This is a genomic window from Ruegeria sp. C8 (assembly GCF_056537565.1).
The window spans coordinates 71,193-91,855 of record NZ_JBQFRV010000007.1 but is presented as its reverse complement, the minus strand read 5'-3'; the positions used below and the strand labels follow the sequence as shown (position 1 = coordinate 91,855).

General features: G+C 59.5%; 19 protein-coding genes. 11 read left to right on the top strand and 8 right to left on the bottom strand.

The features are described 5' to 3' along the window. Positions 1–18: 18 nt before the first annotated feature. The 8 genes from ACR0KL_RS11175 to ACR0KL_RS11140 form a co-directional block, all read right to left on the bottom strand. Positions 19–420: a DUF2160 domain-containing protein gene (locus tag ACR0KL_RS11175; RefSeq protein ID WP_480777032.1), complete on the bottom strand. Its 402-nt coding sequence runs from the start codon at positions 418–420 to the stop codon at positions 19–21. 8 nt (positions 421–428) lie between these two features. Then, the gene (locus tag ACR0KL_RS11170; RefSeq protein ID WP_480777031.1) at positions 429–1,226 is read right to left on the bottom strand and encodes a carbohydrate ABC transporter permease; all 798 of its coding nucleotides are present in this window, start codon (positions 1,224–1,226) and stop codon (positions 429–431) included. Then, on the bottom strand, positions 1,223–2,086 hold the full coding sequence (locus ACR0KL_RS11165; RefSeq protein WP_085807799.1) for a carbohydrate ABC transporter permease: 864 nt from the start codon (positions 2,084–2,086) through the stop codon (positions 1,223–1,225). Before ACR0KL_RS11165 ends, ACR0KL_RS11170 begins: the two co-directional genes overlap by 4 nt. Then, positions 2,086–3,159, bottom strand: a complete 1,074-nt coding sequence (locus ACR0KL_RS11160; RefSeq protein ID WP_480777030.1) for an ABC transporter ATP-binding protein — start codon at positions 3,157–3,159, stop codon at positions 2,086–2,088. The genes ACR0KL_RS11165 and ACR0KL_RS11160 overlap by 1 nt, the downstream gene beginning before the upstream one ends. A 1-nt stretch (position 3,160) precedes the next feature. Next, positions 3,161–4,210 carry an ABC transporter ATP-binding protein gene (locus ACR0KL_RS11155; RefSeq protein ID WP_170461603.1) on the bottom strand — a complete coding sequence of 350 codons (1,050 nt, stop codon included), beginning with the start codon at positions 4,208–4,210 and terminating at the stop codon, positions 3,161–3,163. A gap of 86 nt (positions 4,211–4,296) precedes the next feature. After that, the gene (locus tag ACR0KL_RS11150) at positions 4,297–6,036 is read right to left on the bottom strand and encodes an ABC transporter substrate-binding protein (protein WP_170378557.1); all 1,740 of its coding nucleotides are present in this window, start codon (positions 6,034–6,036) and stop codon (positions 4,297–4,299) included. 172 nt (positions 6,037–6,208) lie between these two features. Further along, positions 6,209–6,919 carry an aspartate/glutamate racemase family protein gene (locus ACR0KL_RS11145; RefSeq protein WP_170675890.1) on the bottom strand — a complete coding sequence of 237 codons (711 nt, stop codon included), beginning with the start codon at positions 6,917–6,919 and terminating at the stop codon, positions 6,209–6,211. A gap of 74 nt (positions 6,920–6,993) precedes the next feature. Next, positions 6,994–7,920 carry a LysR family transcriptional regulator gene (locus ACR0KL_RS11140; RefSeq protein WP_170675891.1) on the bottom strand — a complete coding sequence of 309 codons (927 nt, stop codon included), beginning with the start codon at positions 7,918–7,920 and terminating at the stop codon, positions 6,994–6,996. 91 nt (positions 7,921–8,011) lie between these two features. Between ACR0KL_RS11140 and ACR0KL_RS11135 the strand changes: the two genes are divergently transcribed. From ACR0KL_RS11135 to ACR0KL_RS11085, 11 genes are all read left to right on the top strand, one after another. Next, positions 8,012–9,145: an enolase C-terminal domain-like protein gene (locus ACR0KL_RS11135; protein ID WP_480777029.1), complete on the top strand. Its 1,134-nt coding sequence runs from the start codon at positions 8,012–8,014 to the stop codon at positions 9,143–9,145. Then, the gene (locus ACR0KL_RS11130) at positions 9,142–10,392 is read left to right on the top strand and encodes an NAD(P)/FAD-dependent oxidoreductase (protein ID WP_170643265.1); all 1,251 of its coding nucleotides are present in this window, start codon (positions 9,142–9,144) and stop codon (positions 10,390–10,392) included. The genes ACR0KL_RS11135 and ACR0KL_RS11130 overlap by 4 nt, the downstream gene beginning before the upstream one ends. Positions 10,393–10,442: 50 nt before the next feature. Then, positions 10,443–11,423: a TRAP transporter substrate-binding protein gene (locus ACR0KL_RS11125; RefSeq protein WP_170378565.1), complete on the top strand. Its 981-nt coding sequence runs from the start codon at positions 10,443–10,445 to the stop codon at positions 11,421–11,423. Between the two features lie 79 nt (positions 11,424–11,502). Continuing rightward, positions 11,503–12,027: a TRAP transporter small permease gene (locus tag ACR0KL_RS11120; RefSeq protein WP_419738744.1), complete on the top strand. Its 525-nt coding sequence runs from the start codon at positions 11,503–11,505 to the stop codon at positions 12,025–12,027. A 4-nt stretch (positions 12,028–12,031) separates the two neighbouring features. Next, a complete protein-coding gene (locus tag ACR0KL_RS11115) occupies positions 12,032–13,345 on the top strand; it encodes a TRAP transporter large permease subunit (RefSeq protein ID WP_170549260.1) in 1,314 nt (437 codons plus the stop codon). A gap of 6 nt (positions 13,346–13,351) precedes the next feature. After that, positions 13,352–14,284, top strand: coding sequence for a hypothetical protein (locus tag ACR0KL_RS11110; protein WP_170675893.1), 933 nt, complete (start codon positions 13,352–13,354; stop codon positions 14,282–14,284). Positions 14,285–14,432: 148 nt separating this feature from the next. Beyond that, entirely contained in the window at positions 14,433–15,017 is a 585-nt protein-coding gene (locus ACR0KL_RS11105; protein WP_170467312.1) for an ANTAR domain-containing response regulator, read from the top strand. After that, positions 15,014–16,183: an ABC transporter substrate-binding protein gene (locus ACR0KL_RS11100; RefSeq protein ID WP_170675894.1), complete on the top strand. Its 1,170-nt coding sequence runs from the start codon at positions 15,014–15,016 to the stop codon at positions 16,181–16,183. The genes ACR0KL_RS11105 and ACR0KL_RS11100 overlap by 4 nt, the downstream gene beginning before the upstream one ends. Before the next feature lie 270 nt (positions 16,184–16,453). Beyond that, positions 16,454–17,818 carry a CmpA/NrtA family ABC transporter substrate-binding protein gene (locus ACR0KL_RS11095; protein WP_170675895.1) on the top strand — a complete coding sequence of 455 codons (1,365 nt, stop codon included), beginning with the start codon at positions 16,454–16,456 and terminating at the stop codon, positions 17,816–17,818. Between the two features lie 73 nt (positions 17,819–17,891). After that, on the top strand, positions 17,892–18,974 hold the full coding sequence (locus tag ACR0KL_RS11090) for an ABC transporter permease (RefSeq protein WP_170675896.1): 1,083 nt from the start codon (positions 17,892–17,894) through the stop codon (positions 18,972–18,974). A 5-nt stretch (positions 18,975–18,979) separates the two neighbouring features. After that, positions 18,980–20,659 carry an ABC transporter ATP-binding protein gene (locus tag ACR0KL_RS11085; protein WP_480777028.1) on the top strand — a complete coding sequence of 560 codons (1,680 nt, stop codon included), beginning with the start codon at positions 18,980–18,982 and terminating at the stop codon, positions 20,657–20,659. Positions 20,660–20,663 lie beyond the last annotated feature (4 nt).

Here is a 20,663-nt window from a genome sequence, read left to right as displayed (position 1 = left end):
TTCGTGTTTTGTCAAAGCCTAAACTTTCCAGAAAACGAAGAAACCCCAGCCGATGGACAGAAACAGCGGTGTCCAGACCGGTTGACCCACGAAACCGAGCCAGGCCAGAAAGATATAGGCCGAGCCAAGCAGCGTGATGAACAGGCGGTCGCCCAGCGTTGTGGTCAGACCCAGCACGCCCTTGCGTTCAATGCCATCGCGGAATTTGAACCCTTCCAGCACGCCGATCAGCGCAATGGCCGAAAAGATGCCGACGAACAAAGCCAGCGTGGCTGGCGTCCAAGCCATCCAGAAATCAGGCCACAGCGGATCGGTCCATGAAAAGCCTTTTTCCTCTTGCTGGCCGACGCTGCCCCAACCCGCCTGCTGGGCAGATGCCGCAGAGGGCAGGAAGGGAAGGATGATAAGAAGTTTGCGCATATCGAACCTCATACACGTCCCATCGCGAAACCACGCGCGATGTAGTTGCGGACAAACCAGATGACGATGGCGCCGGGAATGATGGTCAGTGTTCCGGCGGCTGCCAGCAGGCCCAATTCATACCCCGCGCTGGATGCAGTACGAGTCATCACGGCGGCAATGGGCTTGGCCTCAACCGCCGTAAGCGTCTTGGCCAACAGCATCTCGACCCACGAGAACATGAAGCAGAAGAACGCCGCCACACCCACGCCCGCTTTGATGTTGGGCAGGAAGATCGTCACGAAGAAGCGCGGGAAGGAATAGCCGTCGACATAGGCGGTCTCGTCCAGCTCTTTCGGGATACCCCGCATGAACCCTTCCAAAATCCACACCGCCAGCGGCACGTTGAACAACGTATGCGCCAAAGCCACGGCCAAATGGGTGTCAAAGAGCCCTATCGAGGAATAGAGCTGGAAGAACGGCAGCGCGAACACCGCAGCCGGAGCCATCCGGTTGGTCAGCAGCCAGAAGAACAGCTGCTTGTCGCCCAGAAACCGATAGCGCGAGAACGCATAAGCCGCAGGCAAGGCCACACAGACCGACAGCACCGTGTTGATCGTCACATAGATGATCGAGTTGATATAGCCCCAGTACCACGTCGGATCGGTGAGGATGGTGGTGTAGTTCTCCAGCGTGAAGGTCTGGGGGAACAGGGAAAAGCCCGACAGGATCTCATTCGTGGTCTTGAAGGACATCGCCACCAGCCAATAGATCGGCAGCAGCAGAAACGCGATATAGAGGATCGGGATAAGAGACCGCTTCTTCATTGCGCGTCATCCTTTGTCATCAGAGTGTAGAAGACCCAGCTGACCAGCAGCGTGATAGCGAAGTAGATCAGGCTCATCGCGGCGGCAGGGCCGAGGTCGAACTGTCCCAGTGCGATCTTCACAAGGTCGATCGACAGTAAGGTGGTTGAGTTGCCGGGGCCACCGCCGGTCAGAACGAAGGGCTCGGTATAAATGTTAAAACTGTCCATGAAGCGCAGCAGAACGGCGATGGTCAGGACGGTTTTCATCTTGGGCAGTTGGATATATCGGAACACTGACCATGGGCTGGCGCCGTCGATCTTGGCCGCCTGATAGTAGGCATCCGGGATCGACACGAGGCCCGCATAACACAGCAGCACAACAAGAGAAGTCCAGTGCCAGACATCCATGACAACGACGGTGATCCAAGCCGACAGAGGCTGTTGCGTCATGTCATAGTTGATGCCCAGAACATCATTCAGGAAGTAGCCCAGCAGGCCGATCTTGGGCAGCGTGAAGATGTTCCACATGGAGCCGACCACGTTCCACGGGATCAGCATCGGCAGGGCCATCAGAACCAGACAGACCGGCACCCAGAACCCTTTGCGCGGCATCGACAGCGCGACGATGATGCCCAACGGCACCTCGATTAGAAGGATTAGGAAGGTGAACAGGAACTGCCGTCCCAGCGCGGCCTGAAAGCGGTCCGAACGCAAGATTTGCTCGAACCAGCCCAGCCCTTCCCAGAAGAACTGGTTGTTGCCGAAGGTTTCCTGCACCGAGTAGTTGACCACCGTCATCATCGGCACCAGCGCGTTGAACGCGACCAGTGCCAGCACCGGCAGGACAAAGAACCATGCTTTTTGGTTTTCTGTTCTCATCAGCTGCGCTCCTCGGTTGCGATCCAGCCGTCGCGGTAAACGCGGGATTGTTCTGGTTTGAATTGCAGGAACACTTGGGAACCCGTTTCAGGCACAGAGTGTTCGGTCACGGCCTTGAGGGCCGTATTGCCGACCATCGCGCTGACCACATAGTGGCGGCCGATATCGGACACTTTGGTCACATGCGCCGGAATGCCAGAATCGCCGAAGCCCACATATTCCGGGCGGATACCCAGATCGGTGCGTCCTCCGTCGCCATGAGTAGGGCCTTCTAGCACCACTTCATGGCCCTCAAACACGGCCCGGTCGCCCTTGGCCTCGCAGGGCAGAACATTCATGCCGGGGGAGCCGATAAAGTGGCCAACGAAGGTGTGCTGAGGGCGCTCGAACAGCTCAACAGGGGTACCGATCTGAACGACCTCGCCGTCTTGCATCACGACCACCTCATCCGCGAAGGTCAGCGCCTCGGTCTGGTCGTGGGTCACGTAGATCATAGTTGCCTGCACTTTCTGGTGCAGCTCTTTCAGCTTCGAGCGCAGCTTCCATTTCAGATGCGGGTCGATCACGGTCAGCGGCTCATCAAACATCACCGCGTTCACATCATCGCGCACCAGCCCGCGCCCCATCGAGATTTTCTGCTTGTTGTCCGGGCTGAGGCCGCTGGCGCGGGTGTTCAGCATATCCGTAACATCAAGCATCTCGGCGATCTCATCGACGCGCCGCTTGATTTTGGCGGGGTCGACGCCTCGGTTTTTCAGGGGAAAGGCCAGGTTTTCGCCCACGGTCATCGTGTCGTAGATCACCGGAAACTGGAACACCTGCGCAATGTTGCGCTGATCGGGTGGCAGGGCCGTAACATCTTGACCGTCAAACAGAATCTGACCCTTAGACGGTGTCAGCAGCCCCGAGATGATATTCAGCAGAGTGGACTTGCCGCAGCCAGACGGCCCCAGCAGCGCATAGGCACCGCCGTCGCGCCACGTGACATCGACTTCTTTCAGCGCATAGTCCTCGGGGCCTTTCGGCGCGGGCATGTAGCTGTGTCGCAAATTGGAAAGCTTGATCTGTGCCATGTCAGGCCACCCTTTGGCCGTCTTGGCCGAAATACCGGCAATGCGCCGGGTTCATGTAGAAACTGTGATCCTCGCCGACCTGATAGGGGTGAACCCCTGCCGCCAAAGACACCCAGTCGTCCGAGCCATGCCGGAAATGTGCACTGGAGTCCGATCCCGAAAGTTCGGTCACGATCACGCGGCCTGTTAGCTCCACGTCGGCCTCGGACGTCCGGATCGGGGTGACGCGATGCGGACGCACGGCGACCATGTATTCGCCATCGGCCATGTTCTGAACCGCCCAACCGCCGCCTCCGGCAAGCTGTGCTTGGGCGCCGGAAACCGTGATGCGGGCGACGTTGATCGGCGGGTCCGAGAATACGCGTGCCGCGGCCAGATTTTCGGGATTCCGGTAAATATCAGCCGTCGGGCCGAACTGCGTCACATACCCGTCTTCCATCAATGCGGTATGTCCACCCAGCAAGAGCGCCTCTTCGGGTTCCGAGGTCGCATAGACCACCACGGCGCCACGCCCGGCAAACAGATCCGGCAACTGCTCACGCAGTTCTTCGCGCAGCTTGTAGTCGAGGTTGGCAAGCGGCTCATCCAGGAACACGGCGCGGCTTTCTTTCGCAATCGCACGCGCCAAGGCGGTACGTTGTTGCTGGCCACCGGACAGCTCATGCGGGCGGCGATGTAGCATCGGGCGCAGTTGAAGCAGATCGGCAGCCTCTTCCACGCGGCCTTCGATTTCGGATTTCGCCATGCCAGCCACGCGCAAGGGAGAGGCGATGTTGTCGAAAACGGTCATATGCGGGTAGTTCACAAAGAACTGGTGGACTAGGCTGATCTGCCGCTTCTGCGTGTTCAGCTTCGTCACATCCTGCCCATCCATGAAGACCTTGCCAGAGGCAATTGGGTCCAACCCGGCCATCATCTTGATCAGAGAGGTCTTGCCCGATCCCGTCGCGCCCAGCAGCACATTGAAATGGCCGGTCTGCAGTGTCAGGGATGTGGGTTTGATATGGATGACGTTCCCGACCCGTTTGGTCGCGTCTTTAAGTTCGATCATGTCCGTGAATTCCGATCCCGCAGCGCGATGCGCTGTCTTGGTCTTGGGATGGGGATGCCGCAATCGGCACCCCCGGTTTCAATCGCTTACTGAGACTGCCAGCGCTGAACCAGTTCGTCATAGTTGACGGTTTGGCCTTGCGGCTTTTCGTTCTCAAGCTTGGCCTTGGGCGAGCCCTCTTTCTCCAGCCAGAAGGCAGGATCCTGCGGCTCGTTCAGACGTGGACCACAGCCGCCGTAGACGCCGGCGCTTTCATCCGCGGCCTGCATCCGGGCCATGGTGATGTCCATTTCTTCGGCCAGACGATCCATCGCCTCTTGCGGGGTGAAGGCGCCCGAGTTCACGTCACCGATTTGCTGCCACCAGATCTGGGCCAGCTTCGGATAATCCGGCACGTTGATGCCGGTCGGCGACCATGCCACACGGTCAGGCGAGCGGTAGAACTCGACCAGACCACCCAGCTTGGGTGCGCGTTCGGTGAACGACTCGTGGTTAACCGAGCTGTCGCGGATGAAGGTCAGCCCCACATGGGACTTCTTCACGTCAACAGTCTTCGACGTCACGAACTGAGCATAGAGCCAGGCCGCCTGAGCACGATCCTCGGGGGTCGACTTAAGGAACGTCCAGGAACCCACGTCTTGGTAGCCGACCTTCTGGCCTTCTTCCCAATAGGGGCCGTGCGGGCTGGGCGCCATCCGCCACAGCGGCGTGCCTTCGTCATCCACGGTGTTGTTGCCTTCGGACTTCGGCTTCACCATGTCGGCGGTAAAGGCGGTGTACCAGAAGATCTGCTGGGCCACGTTGCCTTGGCTAAGCGCTGGCAGCGACTGGTAGAAGTCATAAGACGCCGCACCCGGAGGAGCGTATGCCCGCAGCCACTCATCCCACTTGCGGATCGCGTAGACCGCAGCTGGACCGTTGGCCGCACCGCCGCGCGAGACGGAGGCCCCGACAGGGTTACAGGTGCCCGCTTCCATGCGGATGCCCCATTCGTCAACGGGGATACCGTTTGGCTCACCCACGTCACCGGCACCGGCCATCGACAGCCACGCGTCGGTCATACGCCAACCCAGGTCAGGTGCGCGTTTGCCGTAGTCCATGTGACCGTAGATTGTCACACCGTCGATCTCTTTCACGTCGTTGGTGAAGAATTCGGCAATGTCTTCGTAAGCGGACCAATTGACTGGAACGCCAAGGTCATAGCCATACTTCTCTTTGAAGGCGGCCTTGTTGGCCTCGTCATCGAACCAGTCCTTGCGGAACCAGTAGAGGTTCGCAAACTGCTGGTCGGGTAGCTGATACAGCTTGCCATCCGGACCTGTGGTGAACTGAATGCCCATGAAGTCATCCAGATCCAGCGTTGGCGAGGTCGTCGCCGCCCAGTCGCCCGCCATCATGTCGGTCAGCGGATAGGCCAGTTGCAGGCGAGAGTGCGTTCCGATCAGGTCACTGTCATTGACGTAGCCGTCATAGAGGTTCCGGCCCGTCTGCAGCTGAGTCTGAACGGCCTGAACCACTTCGCCCTCGCCGAGGATCTGGTGGTTGACCTTGATCCCGGTGATCTCTTCGAACGCCTTGGTCAGCACCTCGGATTCGTACGAGTGCGTCGGAATGCCTTCTGACAGAACGTTGATTTCCATGCCGGCATAAGGCTGTGCAGCTTCGATGAACCACTTCATCTCGCCCATCTGCTCGTCTTTCGACAGAGTCGATGGCTGGAATTCGTCGTCGATCCAACGTTGTGCTGCGGCTTCGTCGGCCCAAACGGGACCGTGCCCCGCAATGACGGCAGCCGCCGCCACTGCGGAAAGTAGATGTCTCCGCATCTGTTTCCTCCCAAAAACTATGGATTCCGGCGCGAACCGGATGGCAACCAACATCAGCGATTTACCGCGCATCTGTCAAACTAAATTTTTAGTAATTGACGCGAGGGCAGAGATATTTCTCCTTAACCTCTGTTATCGTTGAGTTTTCCCAACATATCGAAGTATCCTGATTTCAGAACCTTGGCGGCAAAAGACCGGATTGGAACCACGTCACAAAGCTGACAATCGAGAAAACAGGCAACCCCGTCGCGCTTTGGATATCGGCCGCATAGGGGCACATATTGGTGCATTCCAGAACGATTGCGCCAAGCTCAGGATGGTTCTCTTGCAACTGCAGAGCCGCCTCGACATTGTCAGCGCGCGCCTTTTCGACATCCAGAGACTCTTCACTACCTAGAATTGCGCGCGTGAATTCCTGCCCTCCTTCCGTCGTTCCGATCGGCGTTCCTTCGGGCACCAGTGCTTTCCGCAAATGGTCTTCGGTCAGCGTCGAGGCCGAGATGGTCAGGACCCCAGCACGCTTTCCAGCTGGCAGAATGCGATTAACCATCTCGACCTGCATCAGCGATGAGGTCATGACCGGAACCGGAACGGCCTCGGACAATTCTTGCTGGAACAAGGACAGAAAACCGCAATTCGTGGTGATGCCGTCCGCGCCATCACGAACAAGGTCACGGGCTGCATCGACAAACGCGCTCAACATGCCCTCGGCGCCGTGCCGCACAACAAGGTCAGGCGAGGCATCGCGCACGATCCGATACAACACCGGAAACGGCCAGGTCGTTGCGTTACCCATGTCGCCCGGAATGCGCGGAAACCGCGCGTCGAGCATCAAGATACCCACCGACGCCCCGTAGATGGATTTCCCCCCTTGTGCGATCATCTGCCCCTCCTCCTGCGTTCTGAGCGTCGAATTCGCCCGACAGTTTCACATCCTCATGCGACTTGCCAACAGCGTTATCCGATCGCCTGCCTTTCGTCTGGTACAGCGCCCTCGGCAAAGATCTCAATCGAGGTCATTAACTGCGCCAGAAACGCCTGCCCGATGGCGGAGAGCGGGCGGCCTTTGGCGGTGATGACCGCAAGATCCAGCATCACGGGCGGCTGAAACGGCCGGGTTTGATAGCCGGCCTCGCCATCGAATGAGACGGTAAACGGGTCGATTAGGGCTACACCCATGCCCTCCTTGACGAAGCTGAGCAGGTTTTCCGACAAATGCGTGTGGATCTTGGTCCGCCAATCGCACCCGGCCTTCTGGAACACCTCGCGAGTCCGACGGTGCGTTTGATGTTCCGGCCCCATCACGATGAACGGCTCCTGTTCAAGCAGTTCAGGGGTCAGGACCTCATGCGCAGCCAGAGGGCTGTTTTCGGGGAATGTCGCCAGCGTCTCAAACCGGAAAACCCGCGCGTTCAGGGTGTCGTGCAGAATGGGCATCTCGACAATGCCGATCTCGAAAAGGCCCGACGTCACCCATTCCTGAATTTTCGACGAATATTGCGATTGAAAGCTGACCGACAGATTGGGGCGGGATTGCGAGAACCGCGCAATCTCACGCGGCATGAAGCCGAAAGACAACATGTGCGGGGCGGCGACTTGCAATTGGCCCGGGTGTTTGTTCTGCAAATCCGTAACCGCCTGCGCCACGTGATCGAGCCCGCGCACCACGGTATCGACCTCACGATATAGAAGCTCGGCCTCGGGTGTGGGCAGCAAGCGTCCTTTGGTGCGTTCGAACAAGGGCAAACGCGCCTCGCGCTCTAGCTGAGACAGAAGGTTGCTGATGCCCGGCTGTGAAATGCCAAGCACTGACGCGGCGCCAGTGACTGTCCCGGTCTCCATGATCGCATGAAAAGCCTGTAACTGACGAAATCTGAGGGACATTAGATCATCATTTTTTCTGATAGTATAAGCAAGATATAGTATTTGAAATGATATTCTGGTCAAGGCAGGCTGCGTCCTGACCGGAGGTGGGATGTCTGATCTACAACAGAAAATTACTGGCTATGATCTGTGGCACCTTGCGCTGCCGGTGACATCGCGTCGGGATCACGGCATCGGCTCCGTCGAAGGCGCGTGCGAGGTCGTCATCCTCAGATTGACCACTGAGGACGGCACGCAAGGGTTTGGTGAGGCCTCACCCTGGTCGGTTTTTACCGGCACGCCCGAGGCCACGTTTGCCGCGCTGGACCGCTATCTGCGCCCGCTGGTTTTAGGCGCGCGCCTGTCCGACCGGGCCGCGATCATGGCCCAGGCCGCTTATGCAGTCGCCCATTGTACCGAAGCCAAGGCCGCGTTGGAGGCCGCTCTACTGGACCTGACTGGCCGCATCTCCTCACTTCCGGTTTGGGCCTTGCTGGGCGGCAAGTGCCGTGATGCGATCCCGCTGAGCTGCTCCATCGCCAATCCTGACTTCGCACAGGACATCGACCTGTTGGCGCGGTTGCGCGACGACGGCGTTCGGATCGTGAAACTCAAGACAGGGTTCAAGGATCATGCCTTCGACATCATGCGGCTTGAATATCTGGCCCGGAACCACCCCGAAATGGCCGTCCGCGTGGACTATAATCAGGGGCTGAGCATCGAGGACGCCCCGGCGCAGGTGCGCGACGTGGCCCAGTTTCAACCCGACTTCATCGAACAGCCCGTTCGGGCGCATCACTTAGGCATGATGGCCCAACTGAAGCAGATGATCGACGTCCCTCTGCTGGCCGATGAAAGTGTCTTTGGCCCCGAAGACATGGAGCGCGCCGCGCGCGAGGGGATTTGCGATGGTGTTTCGGTCAAGATCATGAAATCCGGTGGTCTGACGCGGGGCCAGACGGTCGCCCGCATCGCCGCCACCCATGGGCTGAGCGCCTATGGCGGCGACATGTTTGAAGCAGGCTTGGCCCATCTCGCCGGAACCCACATGATCGCGGCAACGCCCGAGATCACGCTAGGCTGCGAATTCTATCAGGCCAGCTATTTTCTGACGCAAGATATCCTGGAATCCCCTTTCGAGGTGCGGGACGGTCAAGTCATCGTGCCAGACGCCCCCGGACTGGGCGGGAGGCCGGATCTGGCAAAGCTCAACCACTATGCGGTTGCGAAATCGGGGGCAGCATGAGCGACAAGAAAACCATTGCCATCATAGGCGCCGGGATTGTCGGCGTCTCGGCCGCTGTCTGGCTGCAGCGGGATGGGCATGACGTAATCCTGATTGATAAAGCAGGACCTGCCGAGGGGACGTCTCATGGCAATGGTGGGGTTCTAGCGTCCTGCTCGATCGTGCCTGTGACGGTGCCGGGCCTGCTACGCAAAGCCCCCCGCATGCTGTTCAGCCCATCCGAGCCGCTGTTCATGAAATGGGGTTACTTCCCCAAGCTTGTGCCTTGGCTGACCCGCTACCTGAGCCACGCAAAAGCCGACGAGGTAGACCGGATCGCCGCCGCCCTGACCCCGATCATTGGCGACAGTTTGAACGACCACAAGGCCTTGGCTGAAGGGACCGGGGCGGAGAAATGGCTGGTCCCGTCGGACTATCTGTTCCTCTATCGCGACCGGGCTCATTTCGAAGGGGACGCCTTTGGGTGGGGCATCCGGCGCAAGCATGGGTTTCACTGGGATGAGCTCGAAGGGCAGGCCTTGCATGACTATGACCCAGTCTTCAGTCGCGACATCTCATTTGCGACACGGCTGGCGGATCACGGCCACATCACTGATCCGGGCCGCTATGTGAAAGACCTTGCAGCCCATGTCGAGGCCAATGGCGGGCGCATTCTGCGCACCGAGGTCGAGGATGTCACCCGAGATGCGGGCAAGGTAACCGGCGTGCGCGCGGGGGGCGAGACCATCGCCTGCGACACGGCCATCGTCAGCGCGGGCGTCTGGTCCGGGCCTTTGGCCAAACGGCTGGGCATCTCGGTCCCGCTCGAAAGCGAGCGCGGCTACCATCTGGAACTGGTCGAACCATCGGCCATGCCCCGCAGCCCGGTCATGGTGGCCTCCGGTAAATTTGTTGCAACACCGATGGATGGGCGAATACGGTTGGCGGGTATTGTCGAATTTGGCGGGCTAGATGCTCCGCCCTCACGTGCGCCGTTTGAATTGCTGCGCAAGAACGCCCGCGCAGCCTTGCCCGGCGTGACATGGAAGGAGGAAATAGAATGGATGGGGCACCGACCGGCCCCGGCGGACTCGATCCCGATCATCGGTGAGGTTCCCGGTATTTCCGGAGCCTATATGGGCTTTGGCCACCACCATATCGGCCTGACCGGCGGCCCAAAAACCGGCCGTTTGCTGGCTCAGATGATTGCAGGACGCACGCCAAACACAGATACCAGCGTTTACGCGCCAGCACGGTTCGCAACATGAATAATTCGGCTCAAGAAGCCAGTCCAACGCATAACAATAGGGAGACTATCATGAAGAAACTCACCAGCCTTCTCGCGGCAACCGCATTGACCGCCGCTGCGGCCGCCCCCGCCATGGCCGAGAAATGGGACATGCCGATGGCCTATTCGGCCTCGAATTTCCATTCGGCCACGGGTGCTGAATTCGCCAAATGTGTAACCACCGGAACCGGCGGCGAGATCGAGATCGTGACCCACCCCTCGGGCTCTCTGTTCAAAGGCGCCGATATCAAACGCGCGATCCAGACCGGGCAGGCCCCGATTGGCGAGCGCCTGTTGTCCGGACACCAGAACGAAAACGCACTGTTCGGCTTCGACTCGATCCCCTTCCTTGCCACGTCCTTCGATGACAGCGCCAAGCTGTGGGAAGCGGCCAAGCCTTCGATCGAGAGCCTGCTGGCCGAGCAAAACCTGACGCTGCTTTACGCCGTGCCTTGGCCGCCGCAGGGGCTGTACTTCAAGAATGAGGTGAACTCGGTCGCCGATATGAAGGGCATCAAGTTCCGCTCGTACAACAACGCCACCTCACGTCTGGCTGAACTGACGGGCATGCTGCCGGTGACGATTGAAGCCGCAGAGATCAGCCAGGCCTTTGCAACGGGCGTGGCGGACTCGATGGTGTCCTCCGGGTCGACTGGCTATGACCGCAAGGTCTGGGAAAGCCTGAACTACTTCTACGAAGTCGACGCCTGGCTGCCGCGCAACTACGTGATGGTCAACTCGGACGTCTGGTCGGGTGTGTCTGACGCCAACAAGAACGTCATCAAAGCCTGTGCGGAACTGGCCGAATATGCCGGCAACTGGCGCGCCAAGGAATATACCGGCTTCACACTGCAGGGTCTGCGCGATGGTGGCATGACGGTTGGCCCGGCCTCTGACCAGATGGTGGGTGAGCTGAAAGAAATCGGCGTCACCATGACCAACGAATGGCTTGAGGCTGCAGGCGACGAGGGCAAAGCCATCGTCGATGCGTTCAACGCCGCGCAGCAATAACGCCAAATCGGGCGGCAGGTCCTTCTGCCGCCCGCACCATCTCAAAAAAGACAAACCAAGCGGGGACAGTATGGCGGTTATGCGTGGGCTTCGGTCCGTTCTGGATTTCATTTATCAGGCCGCAGGCGTTCTGGCCGCGCTGAGCCTGATCGCCATTTTGCTGCTGATCGTGGTGCAGATGCTGGCCCGCTGGACCGGAGAGGTCTTTCCCGGCGCGCCCGACTATGCGGGTTACGCCATGGCCGCCGCGTCCTTTCTGGCCTTTGCCAATGCGCTGAACCGAGGCAGTCATATCCGTGTGTCCATTCTGTTGAATGCTGTTCCAGACGGGTTCAGGCGTGTTCTGGAAATCTGGTGTTTCGCCATCGGCACAGCGGTTATGTGGTATTTCTGCTGGTACGCCTACCGCTTTGTTTATTGGAGTTGGAAGTTCAACGATGTCAGTCAGGGACAGGACAGAACCGCCCTGTGGATTCCTCAATCCGCCATGTTGATTGGCGCCGTGATCCTTGCCATCGCCCTAACCGACCATCTGCTCCACGTGCTGTTTAAGGGGGATCACCGCATCACCCCCGATCTGGCCGACCAAAGTCAGGGGGAATGAGCGTATGGAAAACCTTTCGATCATCATCCTCTTCATCTTCGTCCTCTTCACCCTGCTGGGCACTGGCGTTTGGGTCGGCCTTGCCCTGATGGGCGTCGCCTGGGTCGGGATGGAGTTGTTCACAACCCGCCCCGTCGGCGACGTCATGATCACCACGATCTGGTCCGCGTCCTCGTCCTGGACCCTGACCGCGCTGCCGATGTTCATCTGGATGGGGGAAATCCTGTACCGAACGCGATTATCCGAGGATATGTTCAAAGGGCTTTCGCCATGGATGGCCCCTCTGCCCGGCGGGTTAGTGCATACCAATATCGTCGGCTGCACGGTCTTCGCTGCGGTATCTGGCTCATCCGCTGCCACACTGACCACCGTAGGCAAGATGTCGATCCCGGAACTGCGCAAGCGCAACTACCCCGAACGCATGATCATCGGCACCCTGACCGGAGCAGCTACATTGGGCCTGATGATCCCGCCCTCGCTGACGCTGATCGTCTATGGTGTCACCATCAATGAATCGATCACCAAGCTGTTCTTTGCCGGCATCCTGCCCGGCCTCGTTTTGGCCGCGATGTTCATGGGCTATGTCGCGATCTATTCGAAACTCGGCAAGGACTGGCAGCCCAACGTCGAAGCCAAGCTGAGCTTCCGCGAGAAAATCCACAACTCTCGCTTCCTGCTGCCGGTGATCCTGCTGATCACGGTGGTGATCGGCTCGATGTATCTGGGCTATGCCACTGCAACCGAAGCCGCCGCCTTTGGCGTGATCGGAGGGCTGTTGCTGGCCGCCGGTCAAGGTTCGCTCAACTGGAAGACCTTCACCGAAAGCTTGATGGGCGCAACGCGCACCAGCGCGATGATTGCCCTGATCCTTGCAGGCGCGGCCTTCCTGTCGTTGTCGATGGGCTTCACTGGCCTGCCTCGAGGCCTCGCCGACCTCATTGCCGGGTGGGAACTGACACGGTTCGAGCTGCTGATGGTGCTGCTGGTCTTCTACATCATTCTGGGGTGCTTTCTGGACGGCATCTCGTCGGTCGTGTTGACCATGGCCGTGGTCGAGCCGATGATCCGCGATGCGGGCATTGACTTGATCTGGTTCGGTATCTTCATCGTTGTTGTCGTCGAAATGGCGCAAATCACGCCACCCATCGGCTTCAATCTGTTCGTGATGCAGGGCATGACCAACCACGAGATGAGCTACATCGCCCGCGCAGCCATTCCGATGTTCCTGATCATGGTGCTGATGGTCTTTGTTCTGATCTGGTTCCCTGAGTTGGCCACCTGGTTGCCTGATAACCTGCGCCAGAGCCCCGGCGGGTAGCGCCGTTTGAACCCGCTGCATCTGGCGGCCCGCAATGGCCCCATTGTACTGGTCGCGGGGCTGGTTGCCGGTCTGCTCTTGCCTAGCCTCGCCGAGCCGATGCGCCCGCTGTTGCCGCCACTCGTCATGTTGCTGCTGTTCGTGACAGTCCTGCGGATGGTGCCGAACACCCTCATCGGCTCGCTGTCGGATCTGCGTAGCGTGATCCGCACGATTGCAGCACTGCAACTTGCCGTGCCGCTGACCCTATTGGCCATCGGATACACTGCGGGCTGGATGAGTTCGCCGATCTTCCTGTCGCTGCTCATCGTCGCCGCAGCGCCCTCGATTTCCGGCAGCCCGAACATGTGCCTGATGATGGGTCACCCGGCGGAACACGCCGTGCGGCTAGTGGTGGTGGGAACCGCGCTTTTGCCCCTGACGGCGCTGCCCGTCTTCTGGCTCATGCCAGAGCTGGAGGATATTCGCGCCGTCACCGGTGCCTCGGCCCGCCTGTTCCTGACCATCGCCGTTGCGGCCTCCGCCGCGATCGTCTTGCGCCTGACTGTCCTCAGAAACCCGTCCGCGTCCACGCTCAGCAGTCTTGAAGGGTTGGGCGCGATCACCCTGGCGGTCTTTGTCATCGGCCTGATGCCATCACTCAGCGCGACAGCACTGGAGGCGCCCGGCATCGCGCTGTTCTGGGTCGCTTTTGCCTGCGTGATCAACTTTGGCGCTCAGGCCGTGATGTTCAGCCTGTTGCGCAGGCGCGGCCCACCAGCACAAGCGACGGCTATTTCTTTGATCGCAGGCAATCGCAATATTGCCCTGTTCTTTGTCGCTTTGCCGCCTGAGGTCATCGCCCCGATCATGGTCTTTATCGGGGCCTACCAGATTCCGATGTACCTGACGCCGACCCTGATGCGGCGACTGTATCGAACGAACGCGACTGACCCCTAGGCAATCCCAATAGCTGCGCCCTGTGATTGCCTGAAGAATACGCACTCAGACGTTGTTCGCCCAAAAATTGATCTACACTTGTGGTCGCTTTGCAAGCGCAGCAATCGATCTGTTGCCAACCCCATGCGGCGCGCCCAACTGACTCCGTATGAGCCAGAACCTGACAGTTGTTGTCGTAGAACAAAACCAAGACCGGGCCTTTGCCATCGTGGATGCGCTGAAGGAGTCCGGCGATGTCGATGTGTTCGTGATCGGCAATGCCTCGGGATTGGCGCGCAAGATTGCCACCCACAGCCCCGATATCGTCCTGATTGATATCGACAACCCCTCGCGTGACATGCTCGAGGAATTGACGGTCGCGTCCGGCCCACTGGAGCGTCCCGTCGCCATGTTTGTGTCCGGCGCAGCCGGAGGGTTGGCGAAAGCCGCTGTTGAGGCGGGTGTCTCGGCCTATGTGGTCGATGGCCTGCAGGCCGAACGGATCAAGCCGGTGATCGACACGGCCATCGCTCGGTTTCAGGTCCTGCGCCAGATGCGGACGGAACTGGCTGAAACCCGCCGCGCATTGGAAGAACGCAAGGTGATCGACCGCGCCAAAGGCTTGTTGATGAAAGCCAAAGGCGTGCCCGAGGATGAGGCCTATGCCCTGCTCCGCAAAACCGCGATGAATCAGAACCGCAGGGTGGCCGAGGTCGCCGAGGCGTTGGTTACGGCCTCGGGGTTGTTGTCATGAGGACCGTCACCCTTCCCGTGGCTTACATACCTCTGGTCGATGCCGCACCGTTGATTGTCGCGCGCGAAATGGGGTTCGACCATGCAGAGGGTGTCTCGCTGGATCTGCGCCCTGCCCCATCCTGGTCGTCCCTGCGCGACATGCTGGCCTTTGGACATGTTGATGCGGCGCATCTGCTGTCTCCGGTGCCGGTTGCCATGGCCTTGGGTCTGGGCGGTATCGCAACGCCGCTGTCGGCGGTGTCCGTGCTGTCGATGAATGGAACCGTGATTGGCGTTGGCACTCAACTGGCCGGGCGGCTAGCACATCAGGGATATGGTTTTGATTTCGTCGATGCCGCCAAAGCCGGCGCAGCATTGGCAAAAGCCGCCGGAGACGTTCTCGTCTTTGGCGTCCCCTTCCCTTTCTCGATGCATGTCGAACTGTTGCGCTACTGGGTGGCGGGAACCCCGCTGGCCTCAAAAAAGGTGGAAATCCGCACCGTACCTCCGCCATTGATGGCACAGGCCCTCGCAGGAGGCGAGATCGACGCCTTCTGCGTGGGTGAGCCCTGGGGATCCTTCGCGGTCGACGACAATGTCGGTACCCTACTTCTACCGGGCCAGGCGATCTGGACCTGCGCACCGGAAAAGGTGCTGGCCGTGCGCAACGACTGGGCTGAGACCGAGCCGCATCTGCTTGGCAGCCTGATGCGGGCCGTCTGGCGCGCCGGGCGTTGGCTATCAAGTGAAGACAGCCGCACAACCGCGTCTGAAATGCTGTCGCGCAAATCCTACCTAAACGTCTCGCCCGAACTTATCGACCGCGCGCTGATGGGAGAGTTCACGATCTCCGCCCGCGGCGAACAGCGCCATGTTGACGGGTTCGTCGAATTTTTTGATGGGGCCGCCACCTTCCCTTGGCGCAGTCAGGCGAAATGGATGGCGCACCAATTGGCGTTGCGAAATGGGTTGGATGTCGCAACCGCCGAGCGTCAGGCCGCCAAGGTCTTTCGCACCGATCTTTATCGTCGTGAACTGCAGGGTTTGGGCGTGGAATCACCGGGCGCCTCGGAAAAGCTGGAGGGAGCGCTGCCCAATTCGACCGCTGTGGCCTCAACCCATGGCAGCCTGATTCTGCCCCCTAATGTCTTTTTCGACCGGCGCATTTTCGAGCCGACCGGTTAAGATTGCCTATTTTTTTTGCAGTGCAGCATTCGACAGTGCTGCATTGCAGAAAAAGTACCTCTGAAATGCCAAAAAAGGATGACGACCCAAACCCGACAAGGCTTAATCGGGTCAACGGCAGGCAACGACGCCCACCGTAAGAATTCGCCCGCCGAAATGGGCATCCACTAAGAGCAGAGCCGCTCGACCACCCGCCAATCCTCCCGGCGGTGTGTGTCGGCGGCTTTTTTGTTTGCCCAAAGCGATTGGGCTGAACCGAAAGGGATCGAGATGAAAAAGCTACTTCTGGGCCTTGTTGCGTCTACCGCGCTTGTCTCTCCGGCATTGGCCGAGCTGGAACTGGAAAAAGACGAGCTGACCTTTGGCTTTATCAAGCTGACGGATATGGCCCCGTTGGCCGTCGCCTACGAACAGGGCTACTTCCTGGAAGAGGGTCTGTTCGTGACGCTGGAAGCGCAAGCCAACTGGAAAGTGCTGCTGGACGGCGTGATCGGCGGGCAACTTGACGGCGCGCATATGCTGGCAGGCCAGCCTTTGGCGGCGACCATCGGATACGGGACCGAAGCCCATATCATCACGCCTTTCTCGATGGACCTGAACGGCAATGGCATCACCGTCTCGAACGAGATTTGGAAAGAAATGAAGCCCAATATCCCAAAGATGGATGACGGTCGCCCGCAGCACCCGATCAGCGCCGAGGCATTGGCACCGGTCGTTGAGAAATACAAGTCCGAAGGCAAGCCGTTCAACATGGGCATGGTTTTCCCGGTTTCGACCCATAACTACGAGTTGCGCTACTGGCTGGCCGCTGGCGGTCTGCATCCGGGGTACTACAGCCCCGAAAACGTGACAGGTCAGATTGGCGCGGATGTTTTCCTGTCCGTAACCCCTCCGCCGCAGATGCCCGCCACGTTGGAAGCCGGTACGATCTACGGCTATTGCGTGGGTGAGCCGTGGAACCAGCAGGCCGTTTTCAAAGGCATCGGTGTTCCGGTCATCACCGATTATGAGCTGTGGAAGAACAACCCTGAAAAGGTCTTCGGCATCACAGCCGAGTTCGCCGAAGAGTATCCGAACACCACTCTGGCCGTGACCAAGGCGCTGATCCGCGCGGCACAGTGGCTGGATGAAAACGACAACGCCAACCGCCCCGAGGCGGTCGAGATCCTGAGCCGCCCGGAATATGTGGGCGCGGATTATGACGTCATCGCCAACTCGATGACCGGCACGTTCGAATATGAAAAAGGCGACAAGCGCGAGGTTCCGGATTTCAACGTGTTCTTCCGCTACAATGCGACCTACCCATTCTACTCGGACGCCGTCTGGTACCTGACTCAAATGCGCCGTTGGGGTCAGATCGCCGAGGCCAAGCCCGACAGCTGGTATGACGAAGTCGCCAAGTCGGTCTACAAGCCCGAGATCTACCTTGAGGCCGCGCGCCTGCTGGTCGACGAAGGCCTGGCGAACGAGGCTGACTTCCCCTGGGACAGCGACGGCTACAAAGCCCCGACCCCGGCCGAAGATATCATCGACGGTATCGCCTATGACGGCCGCACCCCCAACGCCTATCTCGAAAGCCTGTCCATCGGTCTGAAGGGCGAGCAGAAGATCGTCGGTTCCGACGTACAAGGCTAATTCCCCAAACGCCGCGCCCGGCCCTCGTCGGGCGCGGACCCCAAAGTGCCCCGCCATCGCAAGGACACATCAGATGACAACGGTCGATCCCGAATTCAACGCAGACGCTGCCCGCGAGGAACGTCGCGCCCGCCTTTTCACCCGCATCAACGCAGCTGACAAATGGTTTCAGGTGTTGGGCCTCAGCTGGGCCACGCCCGTCCTGAAGGCCGCCGCAGGAGACAACCCACGCGCCCAGATGACCGAGATTTGGCGGTTGTTGATCGTTCCCGTTCTGTCGATCTGTGCCTTCCTGCTGCTCTGGGCCACACTGGCCCCCAAGGTACAAACCTCGCTTGGTGCGGTCCCCGGACCTGCGCAGGTTTGGAGCGAGATGGTCAGCCTGAACGAAGATGCGCAGGCCAAGGCCGCCAAGCGCGCCAAATTCGAAGCGATGGTCGAAAAGCGCAATCAGAAGTTCATTGATGCTGGGCAACCCGAAAAGGTGAAAGAAGTCGCCTTTACCGGGGCGCCATCCTACTACCAGCAAATCTGGACCTCAATCAAAACGGTGTTCTTCGGCTTTCTGATCGCCACAGTGGTCGCCGTGCCGCTTGGCATTGCCGCTGGTCTGTCGCCGACAGCCAATGCCGCGCTGAACCCGCTGATCCAGATCTTCAAACCGGTATCTCCGCTGGCCTGGCTGCCGATCGTCACCATGATCGTCTCGGCCGTTTATGTCACAAATGATGGCTGGTTCGCCAAGTCTTTCCTGATCTCGGCCATCACCGTCACCCTGTGTTCGCTGTGGCCCACGCTGATCAATACATCGCTGGGTGTAGCCTCGATCGACAAGGACCTGGTGAACGTCTCCAAGGTGTTGAAAATGAACACCTATACCAAGATCACAAAATTGGTGCTGCCCTCTGCACTGCCGCTGATCTTCACCGGCCTGCGCCTCTCGCTTGGTGTTGGCTGGATGGTTCTGATCGCGGCGGAGATGCTGGCGCAGAACCCCGGTTTGGGCAAGTTCGTCTGGGATGAGTTCCAGAACGGCTCGTCCAGCTCGCTCGCCAAGATCATGGTTGCGGTCTTCACCATCGGTATCATCGGCTTCCTGCTGGATCGGGTGATGTACGCGCTGCAATCCCTCTTCACCTTCACAAACAACCGGTGAGCGCGATGAGCATTCTGAGCTTCAAAAACGCCTCGAAGTCCTTCGGAGAAGGCACTGCACGAACCGATGTGCTGAAAGGTATCGACCTTAACGTAGAAGAGGGTGAGTTTCTGGTGATCCTCGGCTTCTCAGGCACCGGCAAGACGACCCTGATCAACCTGATGGCCGGTCTGGATACGCCAACCAAGGGCGAGGTCACATTCAAAGGTACTCCGATCAAGGGTCCGGGCCCTGAGCGTGGCGTGATTTTCCAGAACTACTCTCTGATGCCATGGCTGACGGTCAGCGGCAATGTGGGGCTGGCGGTGGATACGGTCTTTCCCGGCCTCAGCAAGGCCGAGAAAGCAGAGAAAGTCGCACACTATGTGAAGATGGTTGGACTCAGCCATGCCGCATCGCGCCGCCCGGCGGAGTTGTCCGGCGGGATGCGCCAGCGGGTCAACGTGGCGCGTGCCTTGTCGATGAACCCCGAAGTTCTGCTGCTGGATGAGCCTCTGTCGGCGCTTGACGCGCTGACCCGCGCCAATCTGGCGGATGAGATCGAACATATTTGGGAGGCCGACAAGAAGACCTGCGTGCTGATCACCAACGATGTCGACGAGGCGATCATTCTGGCCGACCGGATTGTCGCTCTGAACCCCGATGGGACTCTGGGGCAGGAGTTCCGCGTGTCGATTCCCCGCCCTCGCGAACGCGGTGCCATGAACAACGATGAGACCTTCAAACGCCTCCGCGCTGACGTCACCAAGTACCTGATGGATGTGGGGATCGAAGCCAAGGTCGAAGGCTCTCGTATCCTGCCGGATGTCACCCCGATCCACGGGGTTCCAACGGCAGTGGCCGAGGCGCAGAAGGGGATGATCGAGAACCGCTTCCTCGACTTCTCGCAGCTGCACAAGGTGTATCCGACGCCCAAAGGCCCTCTGACCGTGGTCGAGGATTTCGACCTGAAGATCGACAAGGGTGAGTTCATCTCTCTGATCGGCCATTCGGGTTGTGGCAAGTCCACGGTTTTAACCATGGCGGCAGGGCTGAACGACATCTCGAAAGGTGCGATTAAGCTGGACGGCCGTCACGTCGAAGGCGCCGATCCCGAACGCGCCGTAGTGTTCCAATCGCCCAACCTGTTCCCATGGCTCAGCGCCAAAGAAAACGTCGCGATCGGCGTCGACAAGGTCTATCCCAAGGCCAGCATGGCCGAGCGGCAGGACGTGGTGGAGTACTATCTGGAACGCGTCGGACTGGCCGATGCGATGGACAAATCTGCCTCAGATCTCTCGAACGGTATGAAGCAACGCGTCGGCATCGCCCGCGCCTTCGCCCTGTCCCCCAAGCTGCTGCTGCTGGACGAACCCTTCGGGATGCTCGACAGCCTCACACGCTGGGAATTGCAAGAGGTCCTGATGGAGGTCTGGTCCCGCACCAAAGTGACCGCGATCTGCGTCACCCACGACGTGGACGAGGCAATCCTGTTGGCCGACCGTGTCGTGATGATGACCAACGGCCCGCATGCCACAATCGGCAAGATCACCAAGGTCGACCTGCCGCGTCCGCGGACGCGCAAAGCGCTGCTCGAGCACCCGGATTACTACGCCTACCGGCAGGAGGTCCTCGATTTCCTCGAAGAATACGAACACGGCGCCAAGCCTAAAACACCCGCCCCCAAGGCGATTGCAGCGGAGTGAAACT

What these genes read in the sequence shown, in the direction of transcription:
- ACR0KL_RS11175 (WP_480777032.1), bottom strand. Translation starts at nt 420, where the DNA reads ATGCGCAAACTTCTTATCATCCTTCCCTTCCTGCCCTCTGCGGCATCT.
- ACR0KL_RS11170 (WP_480777031.1), bottom strand. Translation starts at nt 1,226, where the DNA reads ATGAAGAAGCGGTCTCTTATCCCGATCCTCTATATCGCGTTTCTGCTG.
- ACR0KL_RS11165 (WP_085807799.1), bottom strand. Translation starts at nt 2,086, where the DNA reads ATGAGAACAGAAAACCAAAAAGCATGGTTCTTTGTCCTGCCGGTGCTG.
- ACR0KL_RS11160 (WP_480777030.1), bottom strand. Translation starts at nt 3,159, where the DNA reads ATGGCACAGATCAAGCTTTCCAATTTGCGACACAGCTACATGCCCGCG.
- ACR0KL_RS11155 (WP_170461603.1), bottom strand. Translation starts at nt 4,210, where the DNA reads ATGATCGAACTTAAAGACGCGACCAAACGGGTCGGGAACGTCATCCAT.
- ACR0KL_RS11150 (WP_170378557.1), bottom strand. Translation starts at nt 6,036, where the DNA reads ATGCGGAGACATCTACTTTCCGCAGTGGCGGCGGCTGCCGTCATTGCG.
- ACR0KL_RS11145 (WP_170675890.1), bottom strand. Translation starts at nt 6,919, where the DNA reads ATGATCGCACAAGGGGGGAAATCCATCTACGGGGCGTCGGTGGGTATC.
- ACR0KL_RS11140 (WP_170675891.1), bottom strand. Translation starts at nt 7,920, where the DNA reads ATGTCCCTCAGATTTCGTCAGTTACAGGCTTTTCATGCGATCATGGAG.
- ACR0KL_RS11135 (WP_480777029.1), top strand. Translation starts at nt 8,012, where the DNA reads ATGTCTGATCTACAACAGAAAATTACTGGCTATGATCTGTGGCACCTT.
- ACR0KL_RS11130 (WP_170643265.1), top strand. Translation starts at nt 9,142, where the DNA reads ATGAGCGACAAGAAAACCATTGCCATCATAGGCGCCGGGATTGTCGGC.
- ACR0KL_RS11125 (WP_170378565.1), top strand. Translation starts at nt 10,443, where the DNA reads ATGAAGAAACTCACCAGCCTTCTCGCGGCAACCGCATTGACCGCCGCT.
- ACR0KL_RS11120 (WP_419738744.1), top strand. Translation starts at nt 11,503, where the DNA reads ATGCGTGGGCTTCGGTCCGTTCTGGATTTCATTTATCAGGCCGCAGGC.
- ACR0KL_RS11115 (WP_170549260.1), top strand. Translation starts at nt 12,032, where the DNA reads ATGGAAAACCTTTCGATCATCATCCTCTTCATCTTCGTCCTCTTCACC.
- ACR0KL_RS11105 (WP_170467312.1), top strand. Translation starts at nt 14,433, where the DNA reads ATGAGCCAGAACCTGACAGTTGTTGTCGTAGAACAAAACCAAGACCGG.
- ACR0KL_RS11100 (WP_170675894.1), top strand. Translation starts at nt 15,014, where the DNA reads ATGAGGACCGTCACCCTTCCCGTGGCTTACATACCTCTGGTCGATGCC.
- ACR0KL_RS11095 (WP_170675895.1), top strand. Translation starts at nt 16,454, where the DNA reads ATGAAAAAGCTACTTCTGGGCCTTGTTGCGTCTACCGCGCTTGTCTCT.
- ACR0KL_RS11090 (WP_170675896.1), top strand. Translation starts at nt 17,892, where the DNA reads ATGACAACGGTCGATCCCGAATTCAACGCAGACGCTGCCCGCGAGGAA.
- ACR0KL_RS11085 (WP_480777028.1), top strand. Translation starts at nt 18,980, where the DNA reads ATGAGCATTCTGAGCTTCAAAAACGCCTCGAAGTCCTTCGGAGAAGGC.